Consider the following 24260-nt stretch of genomic DNA (forward strand, 5'->3'; position numbering starts at 1 on the left):
CGACGTATCATTGTCGGTTCGTTTTTCTCAACGGAATGACCCCCATGAACTACATCCTCCCGCGCGCGACACTGCTGGCTTCGATCATTGCTGCATCGTGCACGGCGCACGCCGCTCCCGTCCGCACGGTTGTGCTGGACAAGGTCGCTGATCAGGCGACCTCGATCGAAATCCGCCATGCGAAGGGCGCCGGCGCCGCCTCCGATCTTTTCACCACGCACTACTACACCGGTGGCGCGATGCTGATGGCCTGGGGCAATCAAAGCGTGCTGCTGCTCTGCAAGAAGTCGGCGTATCTGAAGCTGCCGGGCATGAAGCCTGCGGCCAGCGAACTGCCGCTGGAGAAGCGGCAGATGATCGGCTACGAAGCGATGATGGCCGGCTACGGCAGCCTCGCTTCGATCAGTGGACTGGTGGATGGCAAGATCGAGGTGGCCGATGACGGCAGTGAAGTGCGCCGCCAGGCCGAGCGGTCGTGGGCCTACGGCGTTGAGCGTTACGACGTGATCAGCCAGCGCATGCCCAGTGGTGCGCTGCGCGTGCGCGCACTGAAGACCGCCACGGTGAACAACGCAAAGCCGTCCAAGCCGGGCGACACCTTCAGCACCGATGACGACCAGGCTGCCCGCCTGAGCGAGCTGGGTGCGGTGGGCGCCTGGACTGAAGTGACCATCCACGACACGCCCCGTCGAGGCGAGATCAATGCCGCCTTCCCGCTGAAGGACTGGGTGTCGGTGACGGGGGATCACGCCGCGACGGTGGGTGAGGCGCGGCGGATCAATGGGTGCGAATGATCGTTCCTGGGTGATTGCTGCCCCGTTGCGCCTCATCGTTCCATCCATGTGCGCAATATTCACTTGCGCGCCAGATTGACAGGTCTAGAATGCGCCGCATGAACCGGATGCCGCTCCTGAAGTTTTTCACCCTGACCCGCGCAAGCGCGGAACGGGCGTGTCTGCCTGGAGCCCTACGAGGCCGCTGATCGCGGCCTTCGCTGGACCATCCACAGAGCGCCCTCCGGGGCGCTCTTTTCGTTTCCGTCCCCATCCCTCAACCCGCTCCACCGCAAGGAGAACGTGCCATGCACCAGATCGCCGAGACCGAACGCTAGCCGCACACGCCGTTGCCAACCAGCGTGTGCGGCCCCCGAAGTTGGCCCAGCAGGAACCTTTCTCATGAACACCAACACCCAGACTCTGTCGCGTCTTCGCAACCTCGGCATCATTGCCCACATCGACGCTGGCAAAACCACCCTTACCGAACGCCTTCTGTGGAAGACCGGCGAGATCCACCGCGTCGGCGAAGTGCATGACGGCAACGCGACCACCGACTTCTCGGCGATCGAGCGCGAACGTGGCATCACCATCGGCGCGGCCGCCGTGCACGCACAGTGGGCGCCACGCGATCTGCCGCTGCACCAGCTGACCCTGATCGACACGCCCGGCCACATCGACTTCGCCATCGAGGTCGAGCGCTCGCTGCGCGTGCTCGACGGTGCCGTGGCCGTGTTCTCGGCCGTGGACGGCGTGCAGCCGCAATCGGAAACCGTGTGGCGCCAGGCGCGCCGGCATGGCGTGCCGTTGATTGCGTTCGTCAACAAGATGGATCGCATCGGTGCCTCGTTCGAGCGCGTGCTGGAGCAGCTGCAGGACAAGCTGCGGGCGCGCCCGTGGGCGCTGGGCGTGCCGCTGGGCAGTGAGGGCGACTTCCACGGCTGGGTCGACCTGGTCGATGGCCGCGTACTGCAGTGGCAGGACGCGGGCGCGGCGACGGTGACGGCATGGAGCGAGGCCGAGCGCGCGCAGTGGCAACCGCAGCGCAATGCGCTGGTCGAAGCCGTGGCCGACCATGATGATGTGCTGGCAACGGCATGGCTGGAAGGCCGTGACATCGACGCGGCGACGCTGCGCGCAGCGATCCGTCGCGCGACGCTGGCGGGCGCCGGCGTACCGGTGCTGGCGGGTGCTGCCTTCAAGGACAAGGGCATCGAAACACTGCTGGATGCGGTGGTCGATTACCTGCCGTCGCCGCTGGATCGTCCTGCGGTCACTGCCGAAGGCGAGGGCGGCGACGTCCTGCTGCCGCCGGACCCGGACGGTCCGCTGGCTGGCCTGCTGTTCAAGATCACCCACCAGCAGCACGGTGCGTTGAGCTTCGTGCGGCTGTACTCGGGCACCTTGAGGGTAGGCGACAACGTGGCCAGCTCGCAGCACCCGCAAGGGCGTCGCATCAGCCGGCTGGTGCGCGTGCAGGCCGACCAGACCCAGGACATCGGGCAGGCCGTGGCCGGCGACATCGTGGCGGTGCTGGGCTGGAAGGATGCGGTCAGCGGTGAAACGCTGAGCGGGCGAGGGCAGCCGCTGCGCCTGGAGAGCATCCAGGCACAGGCCCCGGTATTGGCCTGGCGGTTGGAGCCGGCACGTGCGGCCGACCTGATCCGGCTGGCACAGGGCCTGGCAAGCCTGGCCCAGGAAGATCCCTCGTTCCGGGTGGAAACCGATCGCGAGACCGGTGAAACCCTGGCTTGGGGCATGGGCGAGCTGCACCTGGAGGTGATGGTCGAGCGCCTGCGCAGCGAATGGAAGCTGGACATCGGCATTGGCGCGCCACGCGTGGCTTACCAGGAAACGCCGCAGCGTGCCGTGGAAGGCGTTGTGGGCCGCCTGGTCAAGCAGACCGGTGGCCAGGGCCAGTTCGCGCACGTGGTGCTGGATGTGGTGCCGCGCGACGACGGTGAGGTTGTGTTCAATGACCGCATCGTCGGTGGCGTGGTGCCGCGCAACTTCATCGCTGCGGTGGAGAAGGGCGTTCGTGCCGCGCTGTCGGAAGGCCCGCAGGGCCATCCGGTAGTCGGCATCGAAGTCAGCCTGGTGGATGGCCAGACCCACGCGAAGGATTCGTCGGAGATGGCGTTCCATCGGGCCGGCAGCGAGGGCATCAAGGCCGCGTTGGCGGCCAGCGGTACGCAGCTGCTGGAGCCGGTGATGGCGGTGACGGTGCATTCGCCGTCCGCCTCGGTGGGGGACGTGGTGGGTGATCTGAATCGCCGCCATGGACGCGTTGCCCGCATCGACGACCAGGACGGTCGCGCCGAAGTCAGCGGATTCGCGCCGCTGGCGCAGCTGGTCGGGTATACGACCTCGCTGCGTTCGCTGAGCCAGGGACGGGCCAGCAGCGAATCGCACCTGCATGGCTACGAGCCGGTGCGTGCAGCGTAAGGTGGATGCAGGGAGCCCGTTCGCGGGCTCCCTTTTTTTGTGTTGGCGAGCGGGTCATCCACGCATGGCGTGGATCTACCGACCTTTGCATTGGCGGGGGTCTATCCACGCATGGCGTGGATCTACTTCCCACGCCATGCGTGGATGGGTGCCATCCGTGCGTCACGTGCCTGCATTGCATTGCAACAAAACTGCAGAAAAAGCTGGATTAAAGTGATGCCTCACGATAAATTGCGCACCCCCCGTTGCTTGCCGCCGCCCGCACCCTGCCCATGCGTGATGACAATGATCCCGGAACCCTGGAGCTGACCCTGCCGCGCAAACGCGGTCGGCCGCCCAAGTTCGGGTACGCAATGAGCGACGCACAGCGGGCTGCACGCTATCGGGCACGGCGCGCTGGCCAGGCCAACCACGCCGATGTGCGGCATTGCAGCGACATGGTCCTGCTGGACAAGATCCGCGCAGCGGTCAGTGCGCGCGACACCGAACTGGCCGGCTTCCTGGTCCACGTACTGTGGCAGCGCTACCCGTTGCAGTTGAAATAAGTCGGCCGCAGGGTGGCCGTTGTCACCTGCCTTGTTGATAATGCGGGATTCAGGTTGTTCCCGCTGGCGCGCCCGGGATGGCAGGCGCGCATGATCGACATGGTTTCCACGATGACCACCACCAGCGACACCACCACCGAAGCTGCGCCGAGCAGCGCGCCCCTGTTCTACACCCGCCCGGTGCCGCTGCAGGCAGACCTGCACGCCGATCTGCGCATCCTGCCAGGCAAGCTCGAGTTCGCTGCCAGCAGCAACTCCATCCCGCTGGTGCTGGGCGAATTCTCGCTGGCGCTGCACCACTTCCCGATCCTGTTCGCAGGCCCGAGCGCGGTGCCGATGGCCGCCGTGGGTGTGACCACCGACAACCTGTTCATCACCGATGGCCTGTGGGACGACGAGACCTACATCCCGGCCTACCTGCGCCGCCATCCCTTCATCTTCATCGACACCGGCGCGGACAATGACTTCCTGCTCGGCATCGACGAAGACAGCCCGCGCATCGTCCGTGGCGGCGAAGAAGGCCAGCCGCTGTTCGTCGATGGCAAGGCCACCGAGATGGTGCAGCAGGCGCTTGAGTTCTGCGGCCAGTTCACCCGCGAGCACGAACAGACCCAGGCCTTCTCCAAGGCACTGGTCGACAACGGCCTGCTGGTCGAGCGCAATGCAACCGTGCGCCTGCCCGATGGTCGCGAGTTCAACCTCAATGGCTTCTTCGTGGTCGACGTCGAGAAGTTCATTGCGCTGCCGGATGCGACCGTCATCGAATGGCACCGCAACGGCTGGTTGGCGCTGATCCACCAGCACCTGATGTCGCTGGGTCGCTTCAACGACCTGACCCGCCGCCAGGCAGGCCGCAACGCCGCCTGATTCAGGGCGACGGCGCGGTTCCCGCACCCCGGGAGCCGCGCCACGTCTGCAGCTCGGCCAGCAGCTGGCGCGCATCGTCCCAGCCGGGCGGCACGCGATCGCCCAGCTCCCATAGCTCGCCGGCACGGGCATCCATGCCGCCCGCGTTGAGCATCTGCAGCACGCCCTGCAGGCGATGCGCATGATGGCGCAGCTGCGCGGCATCGCAACGAACGATCGCTTCGTGCAGGCATTGCAGCTCGCGATCGATATCTTCTTCGTAGGCGGCCACCAGTTCTCGGGCAGCGCTTTCGAAGGCACGGTGGGGCACAGCCTGGCCCAGCGCCTGCAGCAGCGCATCGGCCTGCAACGGCTTGAGCAATACCGCGTCGATGCCGGCAACCTGGCAGCGCAGCGTGTGATCGTCGCCAGTGAAGGCGGAAAGCGCGATCAGTCGGGCGCGCGGCGCGCCTTCTGCCTCATGCAGCCGCAATTGCCGGGCCAGCGCGCACCCATCCATTCCCGGCAGACCGATGTCCAGCATCACCAGCGGGCAGGGCGCCTGCATCTGGGCCGCCAAGGCCTCTTCGGCATTGGCAGCCTCCTGCACCGTCGCGCCCCAGCGCCGCAGCTGGGCGGCAATGACCTGTCGGGTCAGCGCGTGATCCTCCACCAGCAGGATGCGCGTGCCGGCCAGCCGGGGCAGGGCGGACGCAGCGGCAGTGGCCGGCGCATCTTCCTGCACCTGCTGCACGGGCAGGCGAAGAATGAAGCGGCTGCCACGGCCATGCACGCTATGGACATCCAGGGTGCCGCCCATGGCCTCGGCCAACGTGCGACAGATGGAAAGGCCCAGGCCGCTGCCACCGCGCTGCCTGCCTGCATCGGCCTGCCGGAAGGGCTCGAACAGGGCGCTCATCTGCGCTGGCGCGATGCCGATGCCACTGTCGATGACCTCTATCAACAGTGATGCGTTCTTCGAGGACGCATCCAGCTGCAGACGCAGTTCAACGCCGCCTACGTCGGTGAACTTGACGGCATTGCCGAGCAGGTTGTCGAGCAGCTGGCGCAGGCAGTCCGGATCCGTTGCCAGCATCGGCAACGGCGCCTGCGGTGCACAGAGCTGCAGGCTGAGCGCCTTCTTCTGCGCGAGGGGCGTAATGGCCTGCAGCGCCTGCGTGCAGATCGCAGGGACGTTGCAGGGCACCCGCTTTGGCCGGAACGTGCCGCTGGCCAGGCGGGAGAAGTCCAGCGTGCGGTTGAGCAATCCGCGCAATGTCTGGCTGGCGGTGGCCGCAGCGGCTACCAGTTCGCGCTGCCCGGCTGGCAGTGGCGCCTGGCCCAGCAGGTCGATCGACGCCATGACCGCCTGGGCGGAATTACGCACCTCATGGCTGATCATGCCCGTCATCTGCGCCTGCTTCTGATCAAGACCCTGCTGCTGGCGCAGCCTGCGTGCAGCCAGCAACGGGAGTGCCAGCAGCAGGGCTGCGGCTGGCAACAGCCAGAGCACGGTGCCATCGAGGCCTTCGCGCACCTTCTGGCCGAGCGCGGCCGGCAGCGTCTGCCGTGCCCAGCGCTGCAGCAACTGGGCATGCTCTTCGATGGTGATGTCATCCAGTGCCGCCTCGATACGATCGAGCAGCGCCTGGTCTTCGCGCCGGGCAAGCAGATGCAGCTGGGTCGAAAGATCGGCATCCACTGTCTGCAACCGCAGGCTGTGGGAGAAGTGACGTCGTGCTATCGCGCCTGCAGTGGATTCCAGGCCGATCGCAGCGTCGGCAATGCCGGCATCCACGGCAGCCAATGCCGCCCGCATGCTGGGGTGCGGCAGCACAGGCAGTGCAGGGTGATGCTGTGCGAGCCACACAGGGTAGGGGCCTCCTTCAACCGCAGCGATGCGCAGCGTGCCGAGATCGGCAACCCGCCGCGGCAAGCGCTCGCCAATGCGGCCGGCGAGCACGCTGGCACCGCCAGGAAAACTGCGCGAGGGCGCCAGGCTGGGGCAGGGCAGGCGTGCCCCATCGTCAGCACCCATCGCCAGCACAAGATCGGCCCGCCCCTCACAGACGGCGGCCATCGCGGCGAGGGTGCTGGGAAAAGGGACTTCGACGAAGGTCAGGCCGGAATGGCGGGCCACGAGCGCGGCATAGCCATGCGCCAGCGTCTGCAGCACCTCGGGGTCGGCAGCATCTTCGGGCGCAGGGTGCAGCGTGGGGGCCGCGGCCACCCTGACCACGCGCCCCGCTGTCCATTTTCCGTGCTGGATGTCGCCCGCGGACGTACAGGGAAGCAGGGTAAACAGCGCCAGCAGCATGAACCTGCGGCCACGCTTGAACAGCGCGGTCACAGTGCCTCCAACTGCTGCCGTATCGCGAAGATCTCCGCGTCATTACGCAACCCCAGCTTACGCAGCGCGGCAATCTTCTGCGTGCTGACGGTCTTGATGCTGCGGTGCCGATGCAGGGCAATCTCCGAGACGGTCAGCCCATCCAGGACCAGCCGGATGACCTCGCGCTCGTTGCGGCTAAGTGCATCGCAGGGCGTCAGCAGCTTGCACGACGGTGGAATGCGGCAGAGCCCTTGGGCCACGCGCACGACCGCGTCGGACAGTTCAATCAACGGCTCGGATTTGCCGACAAAACCGCTGATTCCGGCATCCAACAGGTGGTTGATGATCGCCACCGAGGTCTGTCCGGCAAAACCCAGCAGCGTTACCCGCGGCAATGCCTGCCGCAGGTGCTCGACGAGCTCGGTGCCGCTGATATCGCCGGGCGCCAGGGTGATGTCGATGATGGCCACATCGGCATGACGCTGCTGCAGCGCCTGCACGAACGCCTGGCTGTCACTGTGGCTGGCGACGATCTCGAAGCGGCTGTCGTTGCCCAGGTGGAAGGCCGTGCCGCGGCGGACGACGTCATGGTCATCAAGCAGGGCCAGGCGAAGCCGGCGCGGTGCAGGGAATCCGTTCATGCGCGGGAGTGTTGTCAGCGCCCAGTGGCGTGGCACTCATTCTGGCGCCGCTGTCGCGTCGAGCATCGAAAACGTTCGATTTTTGAGACTTTTCCTAGAGTTGAAGTAGGAAAAGTTGGAGGTTTGTGTCGGGATCTGCACAGCGTGGGTGCAGCGAAGTAGCCTGTTGCGTCTGATGAATTTTGGATCGCGTCTGCAAGGAGCGCGCGGACTGCGTGCGCTGCGCATGTCGAGTGCGGGCTCCGCTGGCGAAATGCCAGCGTCCACGGCCTGGTCCAGGGCGGCTCCAATCACAAGACGTTCCAGAGCGGCGCGATTGACGGGTTGGCGGGCGCAATTAACGTGACGCGTCACAGTGGTCGCGGGTCCGCCGGCGTTGAATTCTGCAGGGCTGAGGGCTTGGGTTTCCCTCAGAATTGAACGTTGGTCCGGCGAGGTACGCCTGACTATTGGAGACTGGAGCGTGCGACTGTTTGAGCGGGCATGTGTCGCCTGGACGCGGCGGGATGCCTTTGGGTCGCCAGCGACCATGAGTGCAGAGAAGCTATGGCAGGGGTTGGGGCCCGGGTGATGTCCGGGGTGCCATTGGTCGGGCTTGGTAGCGGAGTCGATGCTCAGTCTGCTTTGAACATAATATACATTATGCGAAATGCTGTATCAGTCGTCCGCAACCTTCGTTGGCTCAGCTTGGCAATGGCTGCGGCTCTGGCTCGGCTCTTGCCTGCCTGTTCGTTCCCCCGACAAGGATGAGCTCGCAGCATGATCAAGATTGATCCCCACGACCGCATAGATCTAACCGGCCTTTGGGCCGGTTTCGGCTTTCAGGGCGGCCATATGTTCACCCCCGAAGGTCATCAGCTGGAGCCTTGCGACATGGCCTGGTGGTCGCTGACCTGCAACATTGCACGGGAATGGCGGTTGATGATGGCTGATGAGCGAGCCGAGGTGGCCGCCCGATCGGTACGGCCCCGACAGGCTTGTGCCACAACGAAATCCAGCGTCATCTACCTTGCCGAAGTGCTCAGAATTCGCCGAGAACGGCGGTTGGGCGCGGGTGTATCCGGTCCCGACGCCGAGCCGTCCAATGTGGTCTACATGAGTCGTGGGCCGAGGCCGCGCCAGCGCATGTGAGGCGTTTCCGTAGGGGCGCTGCCCCTACACCCCCGGTACAATGTAGCCTGGACGTGATTGGGGGGCGTATGGAGCGCGAACGGCCTGAGTACCTTCCGCCGATTGAGCGGAAGCGCTGGAATTTCCCGTGGCTGATCACCGGATTCTTGACTCTGGTGAGTCTTGCAACTATCGGCGTGCTTACGCTTGGCCGCACTAACAGTGCCTGGAGTGAGCGTTTCGAGGGTGTGCGGCAATCCACCGAGACCGCTAAGCAGTCGTCGACGGTGATGGCTGAGCCGCGAATGGCTGTCAGTTCGGCGCGATCGGCTTCTCCCGAGCGCCAGCAGGTCCGACCAGCCCAGAAGGCGCAGGATCTGCGCTGTATCAATGGGATGTTCTTCCGTCGAATTGAAGGTGGCTGGGAGAATCTGCCCGGTTCTCGGTGTGGGGAACTTCCGGCTAGCACTGTTCAATGTTTTGCCGGAAAGCCCTACCGGTGGATGAGTGCTGAGGGCGGCTGGGTTCTTTCGCCGCAAGATCAGTGCCCCTGAAGCCGCCTCAAGCTGGGAACGTTATGGGGCGAGAGAGAGCATCGAGTGCAACGCTGCGCTAGACATGCCAACGAACACGGAGCCTGCCTGGAGTTGACACAGAGTTCGGTGGGCCATTCCCCGCCTCATCTGCCAGCTGGCACGGGCTCCGTAAGTATGTGCCGCTGATTTCCGAATGCCTTTCCTTTCCGGAAAAGGAGCCCATGCTGCAATCCTAAGAGCAACCCTCTCCACATCCTCATCTTTGCGAGCGCCGAGATTCTGCTGCCCATCCGCCCCAAATTTCTCTCGAACCAATTTCTCCATTTCATGCTCGGATGAAATCGCCGCAAATGTCATTCGTTGAAGCCCTCCAAAGAGGATCGCTGCCCCACAAGCAATAAGAACATGGCTGACTGCGGACCCAATCATTCGCTCAAGAGCAGGCATTGAGCCAAGCACAACAACAAAGGCTGCACCGCTTCCAGCACTAATCCAAGTTGACAGCCCATTCAAGGCATTAGCTTCTCCTCGTACCATGCTGCTGACCACAACCAGATCTCCGTAATATAGCTCTGGCTTCCGTTCGCTAGCATTCATTCCAGATCTCCAAATTCAACATGCGGAATTGCGGGGGCAGACAAGCGATTCTAGTCAGAAACTGGCTGGATATGGCGGCGCTTCCGGGAACGTGCCCATAGGACGTTTCCCAACCTCAACCAGTGCATGCGGCGATGGCTCAGTCGAGCCCGATGGTGTGGACTGAGCGATGCCACGAGCTGATTGATCCTGACTCGACTCCGATTCCTGGCGTGGTGCGCGATACGGATTGTAGGCCGGACCATCATGTGCAATCGCAAGGCACACCGGCAACCTGATCTTCGCCTTGGTGCCCTGCTCTGTTACGCAGGTACACGTCGTGTCCTCGGTGGTGGTTCCAGAGGCCATGCAGTACAGCTCAGGCTGAGATTGCACGGTACGGTCATCGAAGGCCGGTGCGGACCACGGTTGAAACTCAATCCGTGGCTTGTGTTTTTCTACGTACTCTTCGCGGGTGAGGGGCCGTGCCGCCGGCCCGCCCGCGCCCAAGGGCGCCAGGGCTCCCGCCGCCGGCAAAGCACCGGCCCCCTCCTCCACCTTCTTGGGCGTCGGAGAAGGCTTGATGATGAACGCATAGATCATCCAGACACCGAGAATAAGCACGATGGTCACAGACAGCGCCTGCCAGACCTTCTTAGGAACCTTGAACTTGTGACTGGCCGTGTGCAGCGTAGCGCTGCGATAGCGGCTGTACAGCGCCTTCGGGTAGGACCAGATTTCTTCCTCGGCTTTGTCGCGCACCTTCTCATCGTAAGGATCGCTCTGCACACGCGACCACGTGAGCACGCCAGCACGCTGCATGCCGAACGAACGATTCATGTGTGTGTGCGAACCGATAAGCGTGCGCACCTGGTGGTGGATCTTGTTCGGCCATTGCGTGACGAACACAAGATCGAAGCCACGATGCCGGTGCGTAGACATTGCGCGAATGCGCGGGTCATCGGATTCGCCCGGCTTGCCCGTAGACGGGAACAGCCTGCCATAGCGCTCAAGACCCTGTGTGTTGCCATCGGAATGCGCTTCGTCGTAGATCACGAATGAGCCATCCGGCAGCTGCGTCCAGTCGTTGTGCTCGGGCAGCTTTTCCATCCATGGGAGGGCATCTGAGCTTTCCTCAGTCGTTGCGCCCGCGATGTTCGTAAAGAAGCGGCGCGGCTGCGCCTTGCCTTCCTTCACCTGCTGCTGGTTCTGCTCGTAGAACTCAAGCGCCATGGACATTGCGCGCAGGGTCTTGCCATTGCCGGGCTGACCCGAAATCAGATACATCATTTGGACGCTGCCTTCTGAATGGCGACCTTGCCTGCATCAATGACGACCTTAGTCACGATGGCAGAGCCGATCATGGTAATGGCCTCCCCTGCCCCGGCCATGAGCATCACGTTTGCTAGATCCGCTGAAATGCCCGACCACTTCTGCGTAATGAGGTTCAGTGCGCCCTTGACGAGCGGCAGGAGCGCTGCGGCTGTGGCAAGACCAAGACCCGCGCCGGTCAGTACACGCGCAAGGGAGTTGCCCAGGAGTTGAGTAAGAAACGCGGCGAGCCAAGGCATTACTTGCGTACTCCTGAAACGATGATGGCGGCTGCAATAGCAGCGCAAGCGATGACTAGCCCCCTGATCATCAGTGCAAAATCACAGAGAGGCTTGAACTCGAAGCTAATGGGCGTGGAGATGGACCCAACGCCTACAGTCATGGTCTTTGCAGCAGGGCAGGAGCCGCCGCCGAGGCCGCTGGACCACTGGCCGAGGTAGCTACTCGGAATAGGCGGGTCGGCGTAGGGCATCGGAATGTCACCGGGATACGAGGGGTTCTCAGGAAGGCTCGGATTTTCGCCGTCACCATCACCATCACCGTCGCCATCCTGACCGCCGTCACTATCGCCGTCACCATCACCATTACCACCGCCCTCGCCGTCTCCACCACCGCCATCACCGCCACCATCTCCATCACCGCCGCCATCACCTCCGCCGTCCCCGTCACCGCCACCCGTCTCCCCGCCGGTACCACCGCCATCATCACCACCGCCGTCGCCAGCAGGCTTGGGCTCTGGCGCATCAGCGTTAGTGCAAACGCCGCCCGTAGGCGCATAGCTGACGCCCGCAACGCCCTGGGGATCCAAAGCGCTGGAGTACATGCAACCGTTATGGCAGGCGTTCACGGAGCCCGCAGTGGTGCCACCCTCCCAACCAAATTCTTCCGGCCTAGCACTGCACTTGACGGTGAAAGAACGCCTCTTAGAGGCATAGCGTCCGGTCGAAGCGGAAGACGGTCTGACGAAGCCGACATAGCTATCGCTGCCATCGGGCTCGACCAATGGCGACCACTTCTGGCCGCCAAGGGCATTCGAACGGCCAGCCTCATCTGTAGCGGCCGCCCACGCTGCGGTGTAAGCAGCCCCCTGATCGGGGCAGGTATCCGAAGCAACGTCAGCGCTCGGCGAACAGGTGCCAACCTGAGCCGACGTAGGAGCGCTATACAGCGCAGCAAGCATGATCGCGAAGAGTATGCGGAACATCTAATCACCGAACGCGATGTACAGCGCGGCAGTGCCAGCGCACAGCACGAAAAGACCCAGCATCACGAATCCCCCATGAAAAAAGGGGCCGGATTGCCCGGCCCCGTGTCACAACGATCAACCGAAGATCGCACCCTTCAGCCACTTGAAGCCGACCGAGATTGCGGCCGGTGCCAGCTTGGCGGCGCCGATAGCGCCCAGGACGGCGGACAATCCGCCCAGAACGGTCAGTGCAGCAGTTGCGTCGAGATCCATGGTGTTCCCCTTTCGTTAGTTGCGGATGGTTCTGCCTAGTTGCTTGTATGCCCACGCCACGGCGAAACACACCGCAACCATGGACAGGATTCCCGACACCTCGGCAGTGGTCAGGGCGGGAATGTCGGTGCGCGGCACGAATGCGGCTTGCACGCATTCACCGGTCTGCTGGTTGAACTGCAAGCATTCGTAGACGTACCGCGCCATGACTTAGCCCTGCGCTGCGGCGCGCGGTGCAGCCTTGGGCAGCATGCGCAGGACGGTGAACTTGCTCAGCGACGCGACGCCCTTGTTGACCTGCAACATGGACTCGATGTCGAGCTCGTACTCGCCCTCGGGGTAGCCCGGTTGGCCCTTGTCCAGGCGCACGTCAAACGGATAGGCGAAACCACCGGTTTCGAGCTTGGCCTTCTGCTTGCGCGTGGTGTACTCGACGTTGTCGCCAGCATCGTTCTTGAAGCTGCCGCCGCGTTCATCGATTTCGTTCTTCAGGACGGTGACCTTGACGCTCATGTGTTACCCCTCTTGGGTTGGTTGTACGGCCGCGATTTCGGGCCAATGCGCTGCTGTGTCCCCTGTTGCCCACCCCGGCAGCTTTGGCGAGGTGCAGGATTCGATAACGCCCTTCAACGCCTCAGCGTCGGGGCAATGCTTGACGATGAAACGCAGGGTTGCGCCGTACTGGCGGCGCAGATGACGACGTGCGCTCTTCCACGTGGCTTCAACGGCTGCTTTCGTGATTTCGATTCGGGTGGCGACGCAGTTGAGAAAACTCAGCACCGGATAGGCGCCCAGCAGGTACGTTGCTGGGTCGCGCAGAATATCGAGCGGCAGTTCCTTGCGATTGGAGTTGCGGAACTGCGCTTCGTAGCGCACCCACGGCGAACTCTTGTCGCCCTGCTCCCTGCCCTTCTCATAGACGCGCAGCTGCTTTTCGGACTTCTTGCCGCCCACGTAGAAGGTTTTGCCATCGCCGCTGTCGTAGTCATCCACCAGCTGCGCCTTAGGGCGCTGACCACGGTTGTCAAACTCGCCAGCGGCGTACCACTTCTGTGCCAAGCGCAGGGGGTAGTTGCCCACCAGGTCATCGGCGCACACATCCACGCGGGTGATCCTTCCGCCGCAGCTTTCGAGCTTCGCTCGAAGCTCCAGCCACCGCTGCGCATGGCCGCAGCGCGCTGCGCCTATCGCCTTGCATCCATCACCGGTTAGCTCAATGCGGGCGGTATACGTGCCATCTGCGCGGCGGCAATCTTCGCCACCGAGTTCGATCATGCCGACGAACTTCTTAGCCGCGTCCATGATCTTGACTCGCCACGTGTAGAAGCGACCGCCGCCCACGGTTTCATCCAGTTCAAGGCCGAGCCCAGCGAAGAACCAGCAGAACACCTGCAGGGCCGCGATGCGTGCGTTGTCCGGGGAGAACTCAATCCACTGGCGGACCTCTTCAAAGCTGTCGCCATCACGGAACGCGAGTTCGTCCAGCGCTGCGCGCAGGTCGATGGAGGCGGAAAACCAGTCAATGCCGACCATCAGGGTTCCCTGTGCGTTCCTGAATTCACTGACTCCCCTGTTAGACGAGGGGAGTCCCGACCCGGCCAGCACCGCGCGATCACCGGCCATTGCAACCACCCTTCCGGCGCAGAGCGAACACCAGCGACCAATACAGCCCCGTGAGCAGCACGCCGCCAACCACATAGACGACCAGCGGATCGCGCAAGAAATCAGCCATGGACGGTCTCCTGCTGCTCAGCGAAGCGGGCAGCCGCCAGCAGATCGCCACGCTTTGCGGCGGCAATCTCAACCTTTGCGAGTGCGATGAGTTGGGCCTCGCGTGACCGCTGCGAGGCGGTGTAATCACGCCGGTCGAGCAGCCACGAAACGAGCTTTGCGCCGCCGATGGACACAGCCACGATGGCTCCAAGCAAGGCGAATGCAAGAAGGGGCTCGGTCATGACAGAATCCGTCCAATTGCACAGGCGCCACAGGGGGCGGCATGGAACGTAGATTCGGGGTGGTACCCGTTGTTTTTATCTCCGCGTGCACATTTGCCGCTGGCGCGGCAGCTAGCTGGTACGGATTCGGCGCGCCGCGTGGAGTAGATCTTGTTGCAGATAACGGCAGCACCGCCGACTGGGTGGCTGCCATCTCTACTTGCGTTGTTGGCCTTGGTGCGTGCTGGTTCGCCTACGAGGCCAACCGACATCGTCGCGATGAAGTTGCGCGGCAGGAGGCGCGAGATCGAGTAGCCCGAAATGCGCGCCTTTCCTTGATACTCGATGCTGCGATTACATACGTGTGCGTTGAGGGGGCCGTCATAAGCTTCAGAGACCCGGCGGCAGCACGTAGGGGCTTCGACGACGTGAAGATGGCCCTTGATGTGAGTGCCAAGCTTCGAACTCGCCATAATTGGGCGAGTTTCGACAAGTCGGTACTGGACGATGCCACGATCATGGATCTGAGTAGGCTGGAATCGCTTCAAATTCAGTTTGACGACATCGCCGGCGACTTTCTCGCCATGTATGCCGAAGATCCGGCGCGGTTCGACCCGGATAAATGTGGCGGCCTTCGTAACCTCATCGAGACAGCATCGAGCATGCGTGTCGCCGCGGAACGGGTAATCGCAGACGTCCAGGCGCTTCGGAAGATCGACGTACCATCCTTCGCGTAGTTGCATCGGTGAATTGCGCATCGTGTGGCCCTACCCCCCCCCCAAGGAACCCGCCAGCGGCCTTGGGGTGCCGGTGGCGGGGATGTTCAAGGTCAATGAACATCGGGTGCATGTATATTCCCCTTGAACAGAGCCTGTCAAGGGGCATGAACATGCAGGACATCAATTCGCTGCTCGACGCGTGCAAGGTCGCAGCAGGCGTAGGTAGCGATAACCAGCTGGCGGCGGCACTTGGCGTCGGCCGCTCAGCTATCAGCAATTACAGGCACGCAAGGGCGTTACCGGACCCGGTGGTCTGCGCAACCATCGCCGGATTAAGCGGAATTCCATTGGCGCGTGTCCTGGGGATCGTCGGCGAGGCGCGTGCAATCAGCCGAGAAGAAAAGGCGGTATGGCGCAAGTTGGCCGCAACCGCCATGGCGCTGTGCCTGGCCGTTGGGTTTGCCCTACCCCAGAAAGCTCAGGCCGCTGCTACGGGCTTCGATAAGGCCGCAGTCTATACATTATGCGAAATGCCATATCTGCCGTTGTTGGCTTCGTTGGCTCTGCTTGGCAATGGCTGCGGCTCTGGCTCGGCTCTTGCCTCCCTGTTCGTTCCCCCGACAAGGGCGAGCTCGCAGCATGATCAAGATTGATCCGCACGACCGCATAGATCTAACCGGCCCTTGGGCCGGTTGTCGCGCCAGCGCGTGTGAGGCGCACCCGTAAGGTGCAGCCCCTACACCCCGGCAGTTCTAAAAATCGGCCCCCACGCGGTGACAATGACGCAGATCACGACTGCAAGGGCCTGGACCATGCAGAGGGTTTTAGTCCACTCAACTGCACGGATTAAAGTATCCCGGCTGGCTATGTCGAGAGGCTTCTCAAGGACGCCCCTTATCCGGCGGCGCAGGTGCCAAGGCAATAGATGGACAATTGCGAGCTGGACGCCTTGTGGCAAAGGGTCAACGTGTGACGGCATCTTGTCGCCAAATGTTTGAATAGCCTGTTCGTATGCGCCCCGAGCGGCATTGTGGCTAATTAGGCGATATTTGACCCAGAAGCCCAGCATTATGCTGAGGCCAAGGGTGTTCAAGAGCGGAAGAACTCCGCTGCCCACAACGAGCGTCACGCCGTCTGGATTGGAGAGCACGAGGGCGAAGGCTGCAGCGCAGCCACCCGTAATCCAAGCGGAAAACTGCCCAGCCTCTTTGGCTACGCTAAATGCGGCCGCCCTGCAAATTACGACCGCGGCCGCCTTCTCCCCCTCGGTTGATGAAGTGCTCATCCTTTCCCCTTGCGTTCGGCTTAGATGATCAAGGAATCCTAATGCCGACATAACGTAGACATAGGCCGTTCACTAACAGAGATGACTGCACCCAGCATAGAGCCAGGCGATGCGTGTACGACCTGAGTGGATGCAAGCTGACTGTCGATGAATCGCGACTTCTTCATGGGATCTCCTCGGGTTAGGTTACGAGAAAATTCCACTTCTGGCTGCGGCCAACCTGCGGGGGATTACCCAAGGCTCTGGCTTTGAACAGCGTCGTAGGGACGGTGCAGGGTGGCAGTTCGACCAGGTAGGCCAAGAAGTGCTAATCCAGCTAACCGTAAGCTTAATGATCCAGGGCGCCGTGCGCGAGCCTTCCCTTCACCTCCAACAGCGCGAAATCCAATATCTGATAGGCCACCCGTACCGCAGTGGCGTGGCCGGCCGCGACGACAAACAGCCCGGCGAACGAGATTGTGGCAGCAATGGCTGGGAAGATGCTCGCCTTCAAAGTGTCCGGCGAAATAGCCGGGGAAAGCACGCGTGCCGTGACAAGCCAAAACAAGGCACCCCAGAGGATGCCAACAAACCAGTTGAAACGCGCCATTCGCTCGGTCGTTTGCGTTTTCACGAGTTGCACCCCGGAGGACAAACGCTCCAACTCCGCCTGATCCTTCACGAATTCCTCGATAGCGCCTGCAAGCATTCCAATAGACCTTGCGGTGACACCAGCAAGGACCGTCCGAGTAGGAAGGCCGAAGTAGACGCTAACAACGCTCAGCGCGAGCGCGGCGAGGACCATGACAGGATCGAAGGCCGTCTCGAGAAGGAAGAGTCCAATCACGAAGATGAGCGTAAGGACGAAGATCCAGAGCAGACGTTTCCAGATGATGCCGAAGCCACTCATGACTAACCATGGGCCGACTAAAAGCTCTTCTGAAAGTGCGCGCAGCCCGTCTTCCTTCACCCAAAGCGGTGGTCGGTCGACGACCGCGTATTCCGCGAGCCTGACTACTGACCGGATCTTCTCAAACTCCATTTCCCCTCCTTTGAATCACCCAGCTCCTTCAAGACCCAGCAGGTCTGCTCTGGGTCGGATAAGGCCCGAGCCAAGTGCCGCGACGCGTCACGACCGATCAACGCCCCATTGGCGCCCCACCCCACTCCCCCTATAGTGCCAGTCCTTACAAGGACCAGGCACCAATATGCCCTACATCGGAATCGGACTCCACGTACTGGCAGCCATCTACTTCGCGGTCCACGCCATCCGCTCAGGCCAGAGCCTCTACTGGCTGATCCTGCTCTTCTCGTTCCCTCTGCTGGGCAGCGTCGTCTATTTCCTGGCGATCTACTTCCCGGAAGCCCGCAATTCGCGCGGCGCGCGGCAGGCAATCCGCTCCGCAAAGCAGCTCATGGACCCGGGCCAGGACCTGCGTAACGCACGCGCTGAGCTGTCGCGAACGCCCACCGTACAGAACCGGGTTCGTCTTGGCATGACGCTGCTGGATGCAGGCCAAGCGGATGAAGCCAGGACCCTGCTTGAGCAGGCGGTCAGCTCGCCACTGGGTGACGACCCCTACATCCTTACTGGTCTGGCGCGTGCCCGCCTCGAGTCCGGGCACGCCGCGCTTGCAGTCGAAACGCTGGACGGCCTGTTCGCCCGCCATCCGGATGTGCGCCGCAAGCCGGAACAGACCCTGCTCTATGCGCAGGCACTGGCCGCCGCCCAAGCAACTGGCACCCGCGCCGCGTTCGAGCGTGCGGTTGAATGCGGAAACGATGCGGCCGCCCGCTGCCTGTACGCCGAGTGGCTGATGGCACAACCGCAGCCCGCTGATCGCGAGCGAGCCCGTGACCTGTTGGACAGCATCATCGACGATGCCCAGCATTGGTCACACCACGCGCGCGCCCACAATGCCGCATGGCTGGAACGGACCAAAGCAGCATTGAAGGGCTACTGACGACTGGAAATCCTGGACAACGCTGTCGCATTCGCCTCGACCTCAGTCCGACTAGGCGGATGCCGACAGCACGCAGAACTGCACTTTTGATGCCGGGGACGGCCTTGCAGGCCAAGCCTCTAGCGCCCTTCCCCGCCATACAACGATTCTGAAAACGTCGAAAACGGCGACGGCATTGCCCTTACTGTATTGGCATCGCGCGCAACCGGGCGTATTCCTTGCCATGCCACCGAACACCGGTGGTCGGGCTTCGAAACCCCGGTTGTACGCTGATGTTTACGCTTGCCAGCCGGCACCACCGCGCGTGGTGCCGGCTGGCAATCCGTCTGCCGGCTATGGCGGGCGGTGCGTGGGGGCCTTGTGCCCGCCGGTTTAGCGTACGCCGGGTTTCGAACCACGCATCGTCCGCCACCTTTATCGGTGGCGGCTTCTGCCTGCACGCAAGGAGCCCCGCCATGACCTACTCCCCCGCCCCACAGCCCATCCACGAGGCGCCCTCGGCCGGGCCTACCGTGGATCCCAACACCCTCATCGCGCTGCTGCACAGCATCGGCTCGGGCGTGGCCGCCAACGGCCAGCCCTGGCCAGAGCGGCATCAGCTGCGCGGCCGGCAGATGGCGCTGGCCGATGCCGACTGCTCGCTGACGGGCCTGCGCGTGGTGCTGGAAGTGCTGCTGGCGGCAGAACGCACCCGCCAGAACGGCGAGCCGGAGCAGTACGTCGGCGACCGGGTGATGGAAGGGCTGATCATGGCCGGCATGGGGCTCGCAGCCCACGCAAGCGAACGGCTGCAGCCTGCAGACTGAAGGGTCACTTCGGTGGGGCCTGAAATGAAGGTGCGCCACGGGGTGATGTGGGCGCTCTTTCTGGCGCTGGTCGTTGCCGTACAGATGCATTTGCCAGAGCCTGTTGAGCCGGAAGTGCTCGCGTACCGTGATGTACCCGATGAGACATTCTGGATGCTGCGACGCCACGCGCTTCGATTCGCAGAGGCGCGGGCACGGGAGGGCTTCGAGTTCCTGGAGGGGACGCCCGCTTCGGCGTCCTTCCAGATCCTGTGCAAGGGTGCGCCGGTGCTGCACGTAGAGAGGCAGCCGCCGCTTCTGCTGATCCGGATTGCGCTGGGTACCGAGCATCGGGCGCCTGCGATCTACCCCCTGCAGGCCACGCTGCAGTGGCCACTGGTGCCGTTGACCTATCTGGAGCAGGTCCTGTCTGGCGTGCAGGACCCTGCGCTGCAGGATCGGCTGCTACTGACGCTTGCTGGCGATGTGCCTGAGGATGAGCGGTGTGGCGTGCGGAGGTAGTAGTACAACCCCGGCGACGCCAACGCCTCACCCACCCTGCCCCAGCTCGCGCGCAAGGAACGGCGCCGTCCTGCTGCCCTTGGCGCGCGCCACCTGCTGCGGCGTTCCCTTCGCCACGATGGTGCCGCCCGCAGCACCTGCGCCAGGCCCAACGTCAATCACCCAGTCCGCCTGCACGACCGCGCGCATGTCATGCTCGATCATCACCACCGTATTGCCCGCGTCCACCAGTCGCTGCAGCTGCACCAGCAGCCTGTCCGCGTCCGATGCATGCAGGCCGGTGGTGGGTTCGTCCAGTACGTAGAGCGTGCGCCCGCGCTGGCTGCGCTGCAGCTCGGTCGCCAGTTTGATGCGCTGTGCTTCGCCGCCTGAGAGCTCCGTGGCTGGCTGGCCCAGCCTCAGATAGCCCAGGCCGATCTCCTGCAGCAGTTGCAGCGGGCGGGCAATGGCCTCTTCCTCGATGAAGAACGTGTGCGCCTGGTCCACCGTCATCTGCAGGACCTCGGCGATGTTGCGCTCATTCCACAGCACCTTCAGCGTCGCCTCGTTGTAGCGGGCGCCATGGCAGGTGGGGCACGGCGCATAGACGCTGGGCATGAACAGCAGTTCGACGCTGACGAAACCTTCGCCTTCGCAGGTCTCGCATCGGCCCTTGGCCACGTTGAACGAGAAACGGCCGGCATCGAAACGCCGGCGGCGCGCGGCGGGCGTGGCGGCGAACAGCTTGCGCACGTGGTCGAACAGGCCGGTATAGGTGGCCAGGTTGGAGCGTGGCGTGCGGCCGATGGGCTTCTGGTCCACCTGCACTACCCGCTGGATGGCGTCCACATCGCCGGCCAACCGGCCTCGGGTCGCTTCGATCACGGTCGGCGCGTCGGTGGGCGCACTCTCGGCGCTGTTGTCCTCGGGCTCATGCCCCAGGTGCAGCAGCACCAGCTCGGGCAGTGCCTGCGCCATCAGGCTGGATTTGCCCGACCCCGAAATGCCGGTCACTGCGGTCAGCAACCCCAGCGGCACCTGCGCGTCCACACCCTGCAGGTTATGGCGGTGGATGCCCTTCAGCTCCAGCCAGCTGCTGGCGCTGCGCTGCCGACTGGCGGCCGCGGGCACCTGGTCGAACAGATACCGGGCGGTGCGCGACTCCTGGACCTTTCGCAGGCCGTCGGGCTCGCCACTGTAGAGAACGCGCCCGCCGTGCTCACCCGCCTCCGGGCCAACATCCACCAGCCACTGCGCGCGGCGCATCAGCTCCAGGTCGTGTTCGACAACGAACACCGAGTTTCCGCCGTCGCGCAACCGGTCCAGCGCGTCGTACAGCGCCTGGCTGTCGGCGGGGTGCAGGCCGGCCGAGGGTTCATCAAGCACGTACAGCACGCCAAACAGCAACGAGCTGAGCTGCGTGGCCAGCCGCAGGCGCTGCAGTTCGCCGGCCGACAGGGTTGGCGTGGCGCGATCCAGCGAGAGGTACCCCAGGCCCAGGCCTCGCAGCTGGTGTACACGCGCCATGACGCCGCCTGCCAGCCGCTGCGCGGCCAAGCGCTTCTCTTCTGACAGGGCCGAGGTCAGCCGCACGTCGGGGGCCCCAGCATGGACAGGGCGGCCGCTTGCAGCCCGCTGCGTGCGATCGCGTTTCGTGGCGCTGCCGCTGGTACGCGCGCCGCGGCTGTGCGCGCTGAAATCGCCCTGCGCGATGGGCCCCAGCAGGTCCGCCAACTGGTCCAGCGGCAACCGCATGAACTCGCCGATATCCACACCGGCAAAGGTGACCGAAAGCGCTTCCGGCTTCAGGCGCTTTCCGTGGCAGGCCGGGCACAACCTGCCTTCCATGTAGCGTGAAACGCGCTTGCGCATCAGTGCGCTCTGGGTGTTGGCAAAGGTGTGCAGCACGTAGCGGCGCGCACCGGTATAGGTGCCCATGTAGCTGGGTTCCAGCTTGCGCTTCAGTGCGGCACGGGTCTCTGCGGGCGTGAAGCCGGCATAGACCGGCACGGTTGGCGTTTCCTCGGTGAACAGGATCCAGTCGCGGTCCTTCTTCGGCAGCTTCTTCCACGGCACGTCGATGTCGTAGCCCAGCGTGACCAGGATGTCGCGCAGGTTCTGGCCATGCCATGCCGGCGGCCAGGAGGCGATGGCACGTTCACGGATGCTCAGCGACGGATCCGGAACCATCAGCGCTTCGGTCACCTCGTACACATGCCCCAGGCCGTGGCAGGTGCTGCAGGCGCCCTGCGGCGTATTGGGCGAGAAGTCCTCGGCGTACAGCATGGGCTGGTTGGCCGGGTAGGCCCCTGCGCGCGAGTACATCATGCGCACCAGGCTGGACAGCGTGGTCACGCTGCCCACCGAGGAACGTGCATTGCTGGCGCCGCGCTGCTGCTGCAACGCCACCGCCGGCGGCAGGCCGTCGATGGCATCCACATCGGGTACGCCCGCCTGGTCGATCAGGCGCCGCGCGTATGGCGCTACGGACTCGAAGTAGCGCCGCTGCGCCTCGGCAAAGACCGTACCGAAGGCCAACGACGACTTACCCGACCCCGACACCCCGGAGAACACCACCAGTGCATTGCGCGGAATGGAGACATCGACATTCTTGAGGTTGTGCTCGCGCGCGCCGCGCACCTCCACGCAACCGCTGGCTGCGGCAGCGCATGAGGATTCACCGAAAGGGTTGTTGGACATCGTTGCGTTCCTGCAGGCAGTGAGCGGTGCGCCCTGGAGCGCGCCCAAGGCTGCATTTTCGCTGCTGCGAGGTGAATGTGGTGAGGGCACGACCGAAGCGCGTGCACCGCCCCCTCATCCTGGGCTGGACTCAGCCCGCAGGCTGCATCCCGCTGGGCGTTGCCCGGCGCGACGCCGCCAGATAGCGACAGTACTTGCCGATGAAGATGCCGGTGAATCCGCCAGACAGCAGGAGATAGGCGGCGCTGAAACCCGCGTTGCTGCTCAGGCCGGGCGCCACGGCGAGCGCCGTTTCAAAACCGTACTTGATGACGAAAGTGACCAGCAGCAGTGGCAGCAGGCTGTAGTCGGCACTGCGCCACAGCATGCCCGTGGAGGCGTCTACGGTCAGCGTTGCCCGGCGCAGCAGCAGCCAGCCCACTGCTGCGCCCGCGCAGATGCCGGCCAGCCATTCGCCCCACGCCAACGGCAAGCCGCCATAGCGGTGGCTGATCGACCAGATGCCCCAGGCGCTGAACAGCGCCGGCACGATGGCCAGCTTCCGCAGCGAGGTCTGCCCCGGCCGCATGGCCGCGATGCCGCGCGAGACCAGGAACGCCAGAAGCACCCAGACCCAGATGGGGGTCTGCCAGAGGAGTTGCTGCAGCAGGTTCACGGGAGGTCCTTTCGGTGAGTGCCGGCCATGCAGGCGGCGGTGGCGCTCACTATTGGCGGTACGCATTGCCCGGACAAGTGACAGGTGTCAGCGATACGGCCTGCACCCTGTCCTCTGTGCGGCTGCAAGGCGATGCAGGAATGCCTACTTGCCGGTCATCTTCAATGCGGCCTCCGGCAGACGTGCGCCACTGATGCTGATCTGCGCCATTTCGTTATCGATTTTCGCCAGGTCGTCCTTATCCAGCACCAGATCCACTGCGCCCAGATTCTCATCCAGCCGATGGCGCTTGGTCGTGCCCGGGATCGGCGAAATCCACGGTCGCTGTGCCAGCAGCCAAGCCAAAGCGACCTGGGCCGGCGTGGCGCCCTTCCCTGCAGCCATCGCCTTCACCACGTCCACCAACGCCATGTTGGCCCGGCGTGATTCGGCGGAGAAGCGCGGCACCGCATTGCGGAAATCCGTTGCATCGAACTGCGTGTGCTCGTCGATCTTTCCCGTCAGGAAGCCCGCACCCAGCGGGCTGAAGGGTACGAAGCCAATGCCCAGTTCCTCAAGAAGGGGAAGCAGCTCTGCTTCGGGCTCACGCCAGAACAGTGAGTACTCGCTCTGCACAGCCGTCAGCGGCTGCACTGCATGCGCCCTGCGGATTGTCTGCGCACCCGCTTCGGACAGGCCGAAATGCGCGACCTTGCCCTCTGCAATGAGCGCCTTCACGGTATCGGCAACCTCTTCGATGGGCACCGCCGGGTCAACACGGTGCTGGTACAGCAGGTCGATGCGCTCGGTGCGCAGCCGCTTCAGGCTGGCTTCGACAGCTGCCCGGATGTGTGCAGGCTGGCTGTTGGTGCCTGCGCCGCGGGCACCGGTGACCGGGTCGATGTCGAAGCCGAACTTGGTGGCGATCACCACCTGGTCGCGAACGGGTGCCAGTGCCTCGCCCACCAGTTCTTCGTTGGCAAAGGGGCCGTAGGCTTCGGCCGTGTCGAAGTGGGTGATGCCGCGCTCCACCGCCGTGCGGATCAGCGCGATCATCTCCTGCTTGTCGGCGGCCGGGCCATATGCCGAACTCATGCCCATGCAGCCCAGGCCGAGGGCGGAAACTTCAAGGCCTTGTCCAAGGGTACGGAACTTCATGGTTGA

Annotated in this window: 25 protein-coding genes; 10 read left to right on the forward strand and 15 right to left on the reverse strand. The window is 63.7% G+C overall.

Annotated features, from left to right (window positions below; all coding sequences use genetic code 11):
* The first annotated feature begins 44 nt into the window (after nt 1-44).
* The 4 genes from CR918_RS08525 (at nt 45) to CR918_RS08540 (ending at nt 4630) form a co-directional block, all read left to right on the forward strand.
* On the forward strand, nt 45-794 hold the full coding sequence (locus CR918_RS08525) for a hypothetical protein (protein WP_099842454.1): 750 nt from the start codon (nt 45-47) through the stop codon (nt 792-794).
* A gap of 381 nt (nt 795-1175) precedes the next feature.
* Complete coding sequence (fusA, locus tag CR918_RS08530; RefSeq protein ID WP_099842455.1) at nt 1176-3218, forward strand: elongation factor G; 2043 nt, start codon at nt 1176-1178, stop codon at nt 3216-3218.
* Between the two features lie 272 nt (nt 3219-3490).
* A complete protein-coding gene (locus CR918_RS08535; RefSeq protein ID WP_025877210.1) occupies nt 3491-3763 on the forward strand; it encodes a hypothetical protein in 273 nt (90 codons plus the stop codon).
* A gap of 111 nt (nt 3764-3874) precedes the next feature.
* On the forward strand, nt 3875-4630 hold the full coding sequence (locus CR918_RS08540) for a SapC family protein (RefSeq protein ID WP_025877209.1): 756 nt from the start codon (nt 3875-3877) through the stop codon (nt 4628-4630).
* A 1-nt stretch (nt 4631) separates the two neighbouring features.
* Here the strand turns inward: CR918_RS08540 and CR918_RS08545 are convergent, their stop codons facing one another.
* Together CR918_RS08545 and CR918_RS08550 are read right to left on the reverse strand one after the other, a co-directional pair.
* Nucleotides 4632-6959 carry an ATP-binding protein gene (locus tag CR918_RS08545; RefSeq protein WP_341476887.1) on the reverse strand — a complete coding sequence of 776 codons (2328 nt, stop codon included), beginning with the start codon at nt 6957-6959 and terminating at the stop codon, nt 4632-4634.
* Entirely contained in the window at nt 6956-7582 is a 627-nt protein-coding gene (locus tag CR918_RS08550) for a response regulator (RefSeq protein WP_099783964.1), read from the reverse strand. Before CR918_RS08550 ends, CR918_RS08545 begins: the two co-directional genes overlap by 4 nt.
* 762 nt (nt 7583-8344) lie before the next feature.
* Between CR918_RS08550 and CR918_RS08555 the strand changes: the two genes are divergently transcribed.
* On the forward strand, nt 8345-8713 hold the full coding sequence (locus CR918_RS08555; RefSeq protein WP_099844293.1) for a DUF3653 domain-containing protein: 369 nt from the start codon (nt 8345-8347) through the stop codon (nt 8711-8713).
* 1166 nt (nt 8714-9879) lie between these two features.
* Here CR918_RS08555 and CR918_RS08560 read toward each other — a convergent pair.
* The 8 genes from CR918_RS08560 to CR918_RS08590 all read right to left on the reverse strand — a co-directional run bounded on the left by CR918_RS08560 (nt 9880) and on the right by CR918_RS08590 (nt 14550).
* The gene (locus CR918_RS08560; protein WP_099842456.1) at nt 9880-11094 is read right to left on the reverse strand and encodes a zonular occludens toxin domain-containing protein; all 1215 of its coding nucleotides are present in this window, start codon (nt 11092-11094) and stop codon (nt 9880-9882) included.
* On the reverse strand, nt 11091-11375 hold the full coding sequence (locus CR918_RS08565) for a DUF2523 family protein (RefSeq protein ID WP_099842457.1): 285 nt from the start codon (nt 11373-11375) through the stop codon (nt 11091-11093). The genes CR918_RS08560 and CR918_RS08565 overlap by 4 nt, the downstream gene beginning before the upstream one ends.
* Nucleotides 11375-12340: a virulence factor TspB C-terminal domain-related protein gene (locus CR918_RS08570; RefSeq protein WP_165780880.1), complete on the reverse strand. Its 966-nt coding sequence runs from the start codon at nt 12338-12340 to the stop codon at nt 11375-11377. The genes CR918_RS08565 and CR918_RS08570 overlap by 1 nt, the downstream gene beginning before the upstream one ends.
* Before the next feature lie 117 nt (nt 12341-12457).
* Entirely contained in the window at nt 12458-12595 is a 138-nt protein-coding gene (locus CR918_RS21140) for a major capsid protein (protein ID WP_165377125.1), read from the reverse strand.
* Between the two features lie 15 nt (nt 12596-12610).
* Nucleotides 12611-12802 carry a hypothetical protein gene (locus CR918_RS08575; RefSeq protein WP_099842458.1) on the reverse strand — a complete coding sequence of 64 codons (192 nt, stop codon included), beginning with the start codon at nt 12800-12802 and terminating at the stop codon, nt 12611-12613.
* A gap of 3 nt (nt 12803-12805) precedes the next feature.
* Nucleotides 12806-13108 carry a single-stranded DNA-binding protein gene (locus tag CR918_RS08580; RefSeq protein ID WP_099842459.1) on the reverse strand — a complete coding sequence of 101 codons (303 nt, stop codon included), beginning with the start codon at nt 13106-13108 and terminating at the stop codon, nt 12806-12808.
* Between the two features lie 3 nt (nt 13109-13111).
* Nucleotides 13112-14218 carry a replication initiation factor domain-containing protein gene (locus CR918_RS08585; RefSeq protein WP_099842460.1) on the reverse strand — a complete coding sequence of 369 codons (1107 nt, stop codon included), beginning with the start codon at nt 14216-14218 and terminating at the stop codon, nt 13112-13114.
* A gap of 101 nt (nt 14219-14319) precedes the next feature.
* Nucleotides 14320-14550: a hypothetical protein gene (locus CR918_RS08590; RefSeq protein WP_099842461.1), complete on the reverse strand. Its 231-nt coding sequence runs from the start codon at nt 14548-14550 to the stop codon at nt 14320-14322.
* Nucleotides 14551-14591: 41 nt separating this feature from the next.
* Between CR918_RS08590 and CR918_RS21040 the strand changes: the two genes are divergently transcribed.
* Both CR918_RS21040 and CR918_RS08600 read left to right on the forward strand, forming a co-directional pair.
* Complete coding sequence (locus tag CR918_RS21040; protein WP_133119677.1) at nt 14592-15266, forward strand: hypothetical protein; 675 nt, start codon at nt 14592-14594, stop codon at nt 15264-15266.
* A gap of 110 nt (nt 15267-15376) precedes the next feature.
* Nucleotides 15377-15901, forward strand: a complete 525-nt coding sequence (locus CR918_RS08600; RefSeq protein ID WP_165780893.1) for a DUF3693 domain-containing protein — start codon at nt 15377-15379, stop codon at nt 15899-15901.
* 83 nt (nt 15902-15984) lie between these two features.
* Here the strand turns inward: CR918_RS08600 and CR918_RS08605 are convergent, their stop codons facing one another.
* Entirely contained in the window at nt 15985-16533 is a 549-nt protein-coding gene (locus CR918_RS08605) for a hypothetical protein (RefSeq protein WP_099842464.1), read from the reverse strand.
* Between the two features lie 328 nt (nt 16534-16861).
* Nucleotides 16862-17554 carry a hypothetical protein gene (locus CR918_RS08610; protein WP_099842465.1) on the reverse strand — a complete coding sequence of 231 codons (693 nt, stop codon included), beginning with the start codon at nt 17552-17554 and terminating at the stop codon, nt 16862-16864.
* 166 nt (nt 17555-17720) lie between these two features.
* On the opposite strand from CR918_RS08610, the gene CR918_RS08615 reads away from it, so the two are divergent.
* From CR918_RS08615 to CR918_RS21280, 3 genes are all read left to right on the forward strand, one after another.
* Entirely contained in the window at nt 17721-18476 is a 756-nt protein-coding gene (locus tag CR918_RS08615; protein WP_099842466.1) for a tetratricopeptide repeat protein, read from the forward strand.
* Between the two features lie 455 nt (nt 18477-18931).
* A complete protein-coding gene (locus CR918_RS08620; RefSeq protein ID WP_099842467.1) occupies nt 18932-19282 on the forward strand; it encodes a hypothetical protein in 351 nt (116 codons plus the stop codon).
* A 24-nt stretch (nt 19283-19306) separates the two neighbouring features.
* The gene (locus CR918_RS21280; protein ID WP_243379025.1) at nt 19307-19783 is read left to right on the forward strand and encodes a hypothetical protein; all 477 of its coding nucleotides are present in this window, start codon (nt 19307-19309) and stop codon (nt 19781-19783) included.
* Between the two features lie 27 nt (nt 19784-19810).
* Here the strand turns inward: CR918_RS21280 and CR918_RS08630 are convergent, their stop codons facing one another.
* From CR918_RS08630 to CR918_RS08640, 3 genes are all read right to left on the reverse strand, one after another.
* On the reverse strand, nt 19811-22462 hold the full coding sequence (locus CR918_RS08630) for an excinuclease ABC subunit UvrA (RefSeq protein ID WP_099842468.1): 2652 nt from the start codon (nt 22460-22462) through the stop codon (nt 19811-19813).
* A gap of 130 nt (nt 22463-22592) precedes the next feature.
* Nucleotides 22593-23117, reverse strand: a complete 525-nt coding sequence (locus CR918_RS08635; RefSeq protein ID WP_099842469.1) for a DUF6622 family protein — start codon at nt 23115-23117, stop codon at nt 22593-22595.
* 144 nt (nt 23118-23261) lie between these two features.
* Nucleotides 23262-24254, reverse strand: a complete 993-nt coding sequence (locus CR918_RS08640; RefSeq protein WP_099842470.1) for an aldo/keto reductase — start codon at nt 24252-24254, stop codon at nt 23262-23264.
* Nucleotides 24255-24260 lie beyond the last annotated feature (6 nt).

The organism is Stenotrophomonas indicatrix (genome assembly GCF_002750975.1).
In the GTDB taxonomy this organism is placed as follows: Bacteria; Pseudomonadota; Gammaproteobacteria; order Xanthomonadales; family Xanthomonadaceae; genus Stenotrophomonas; species Stenotrophomonas indicatrix.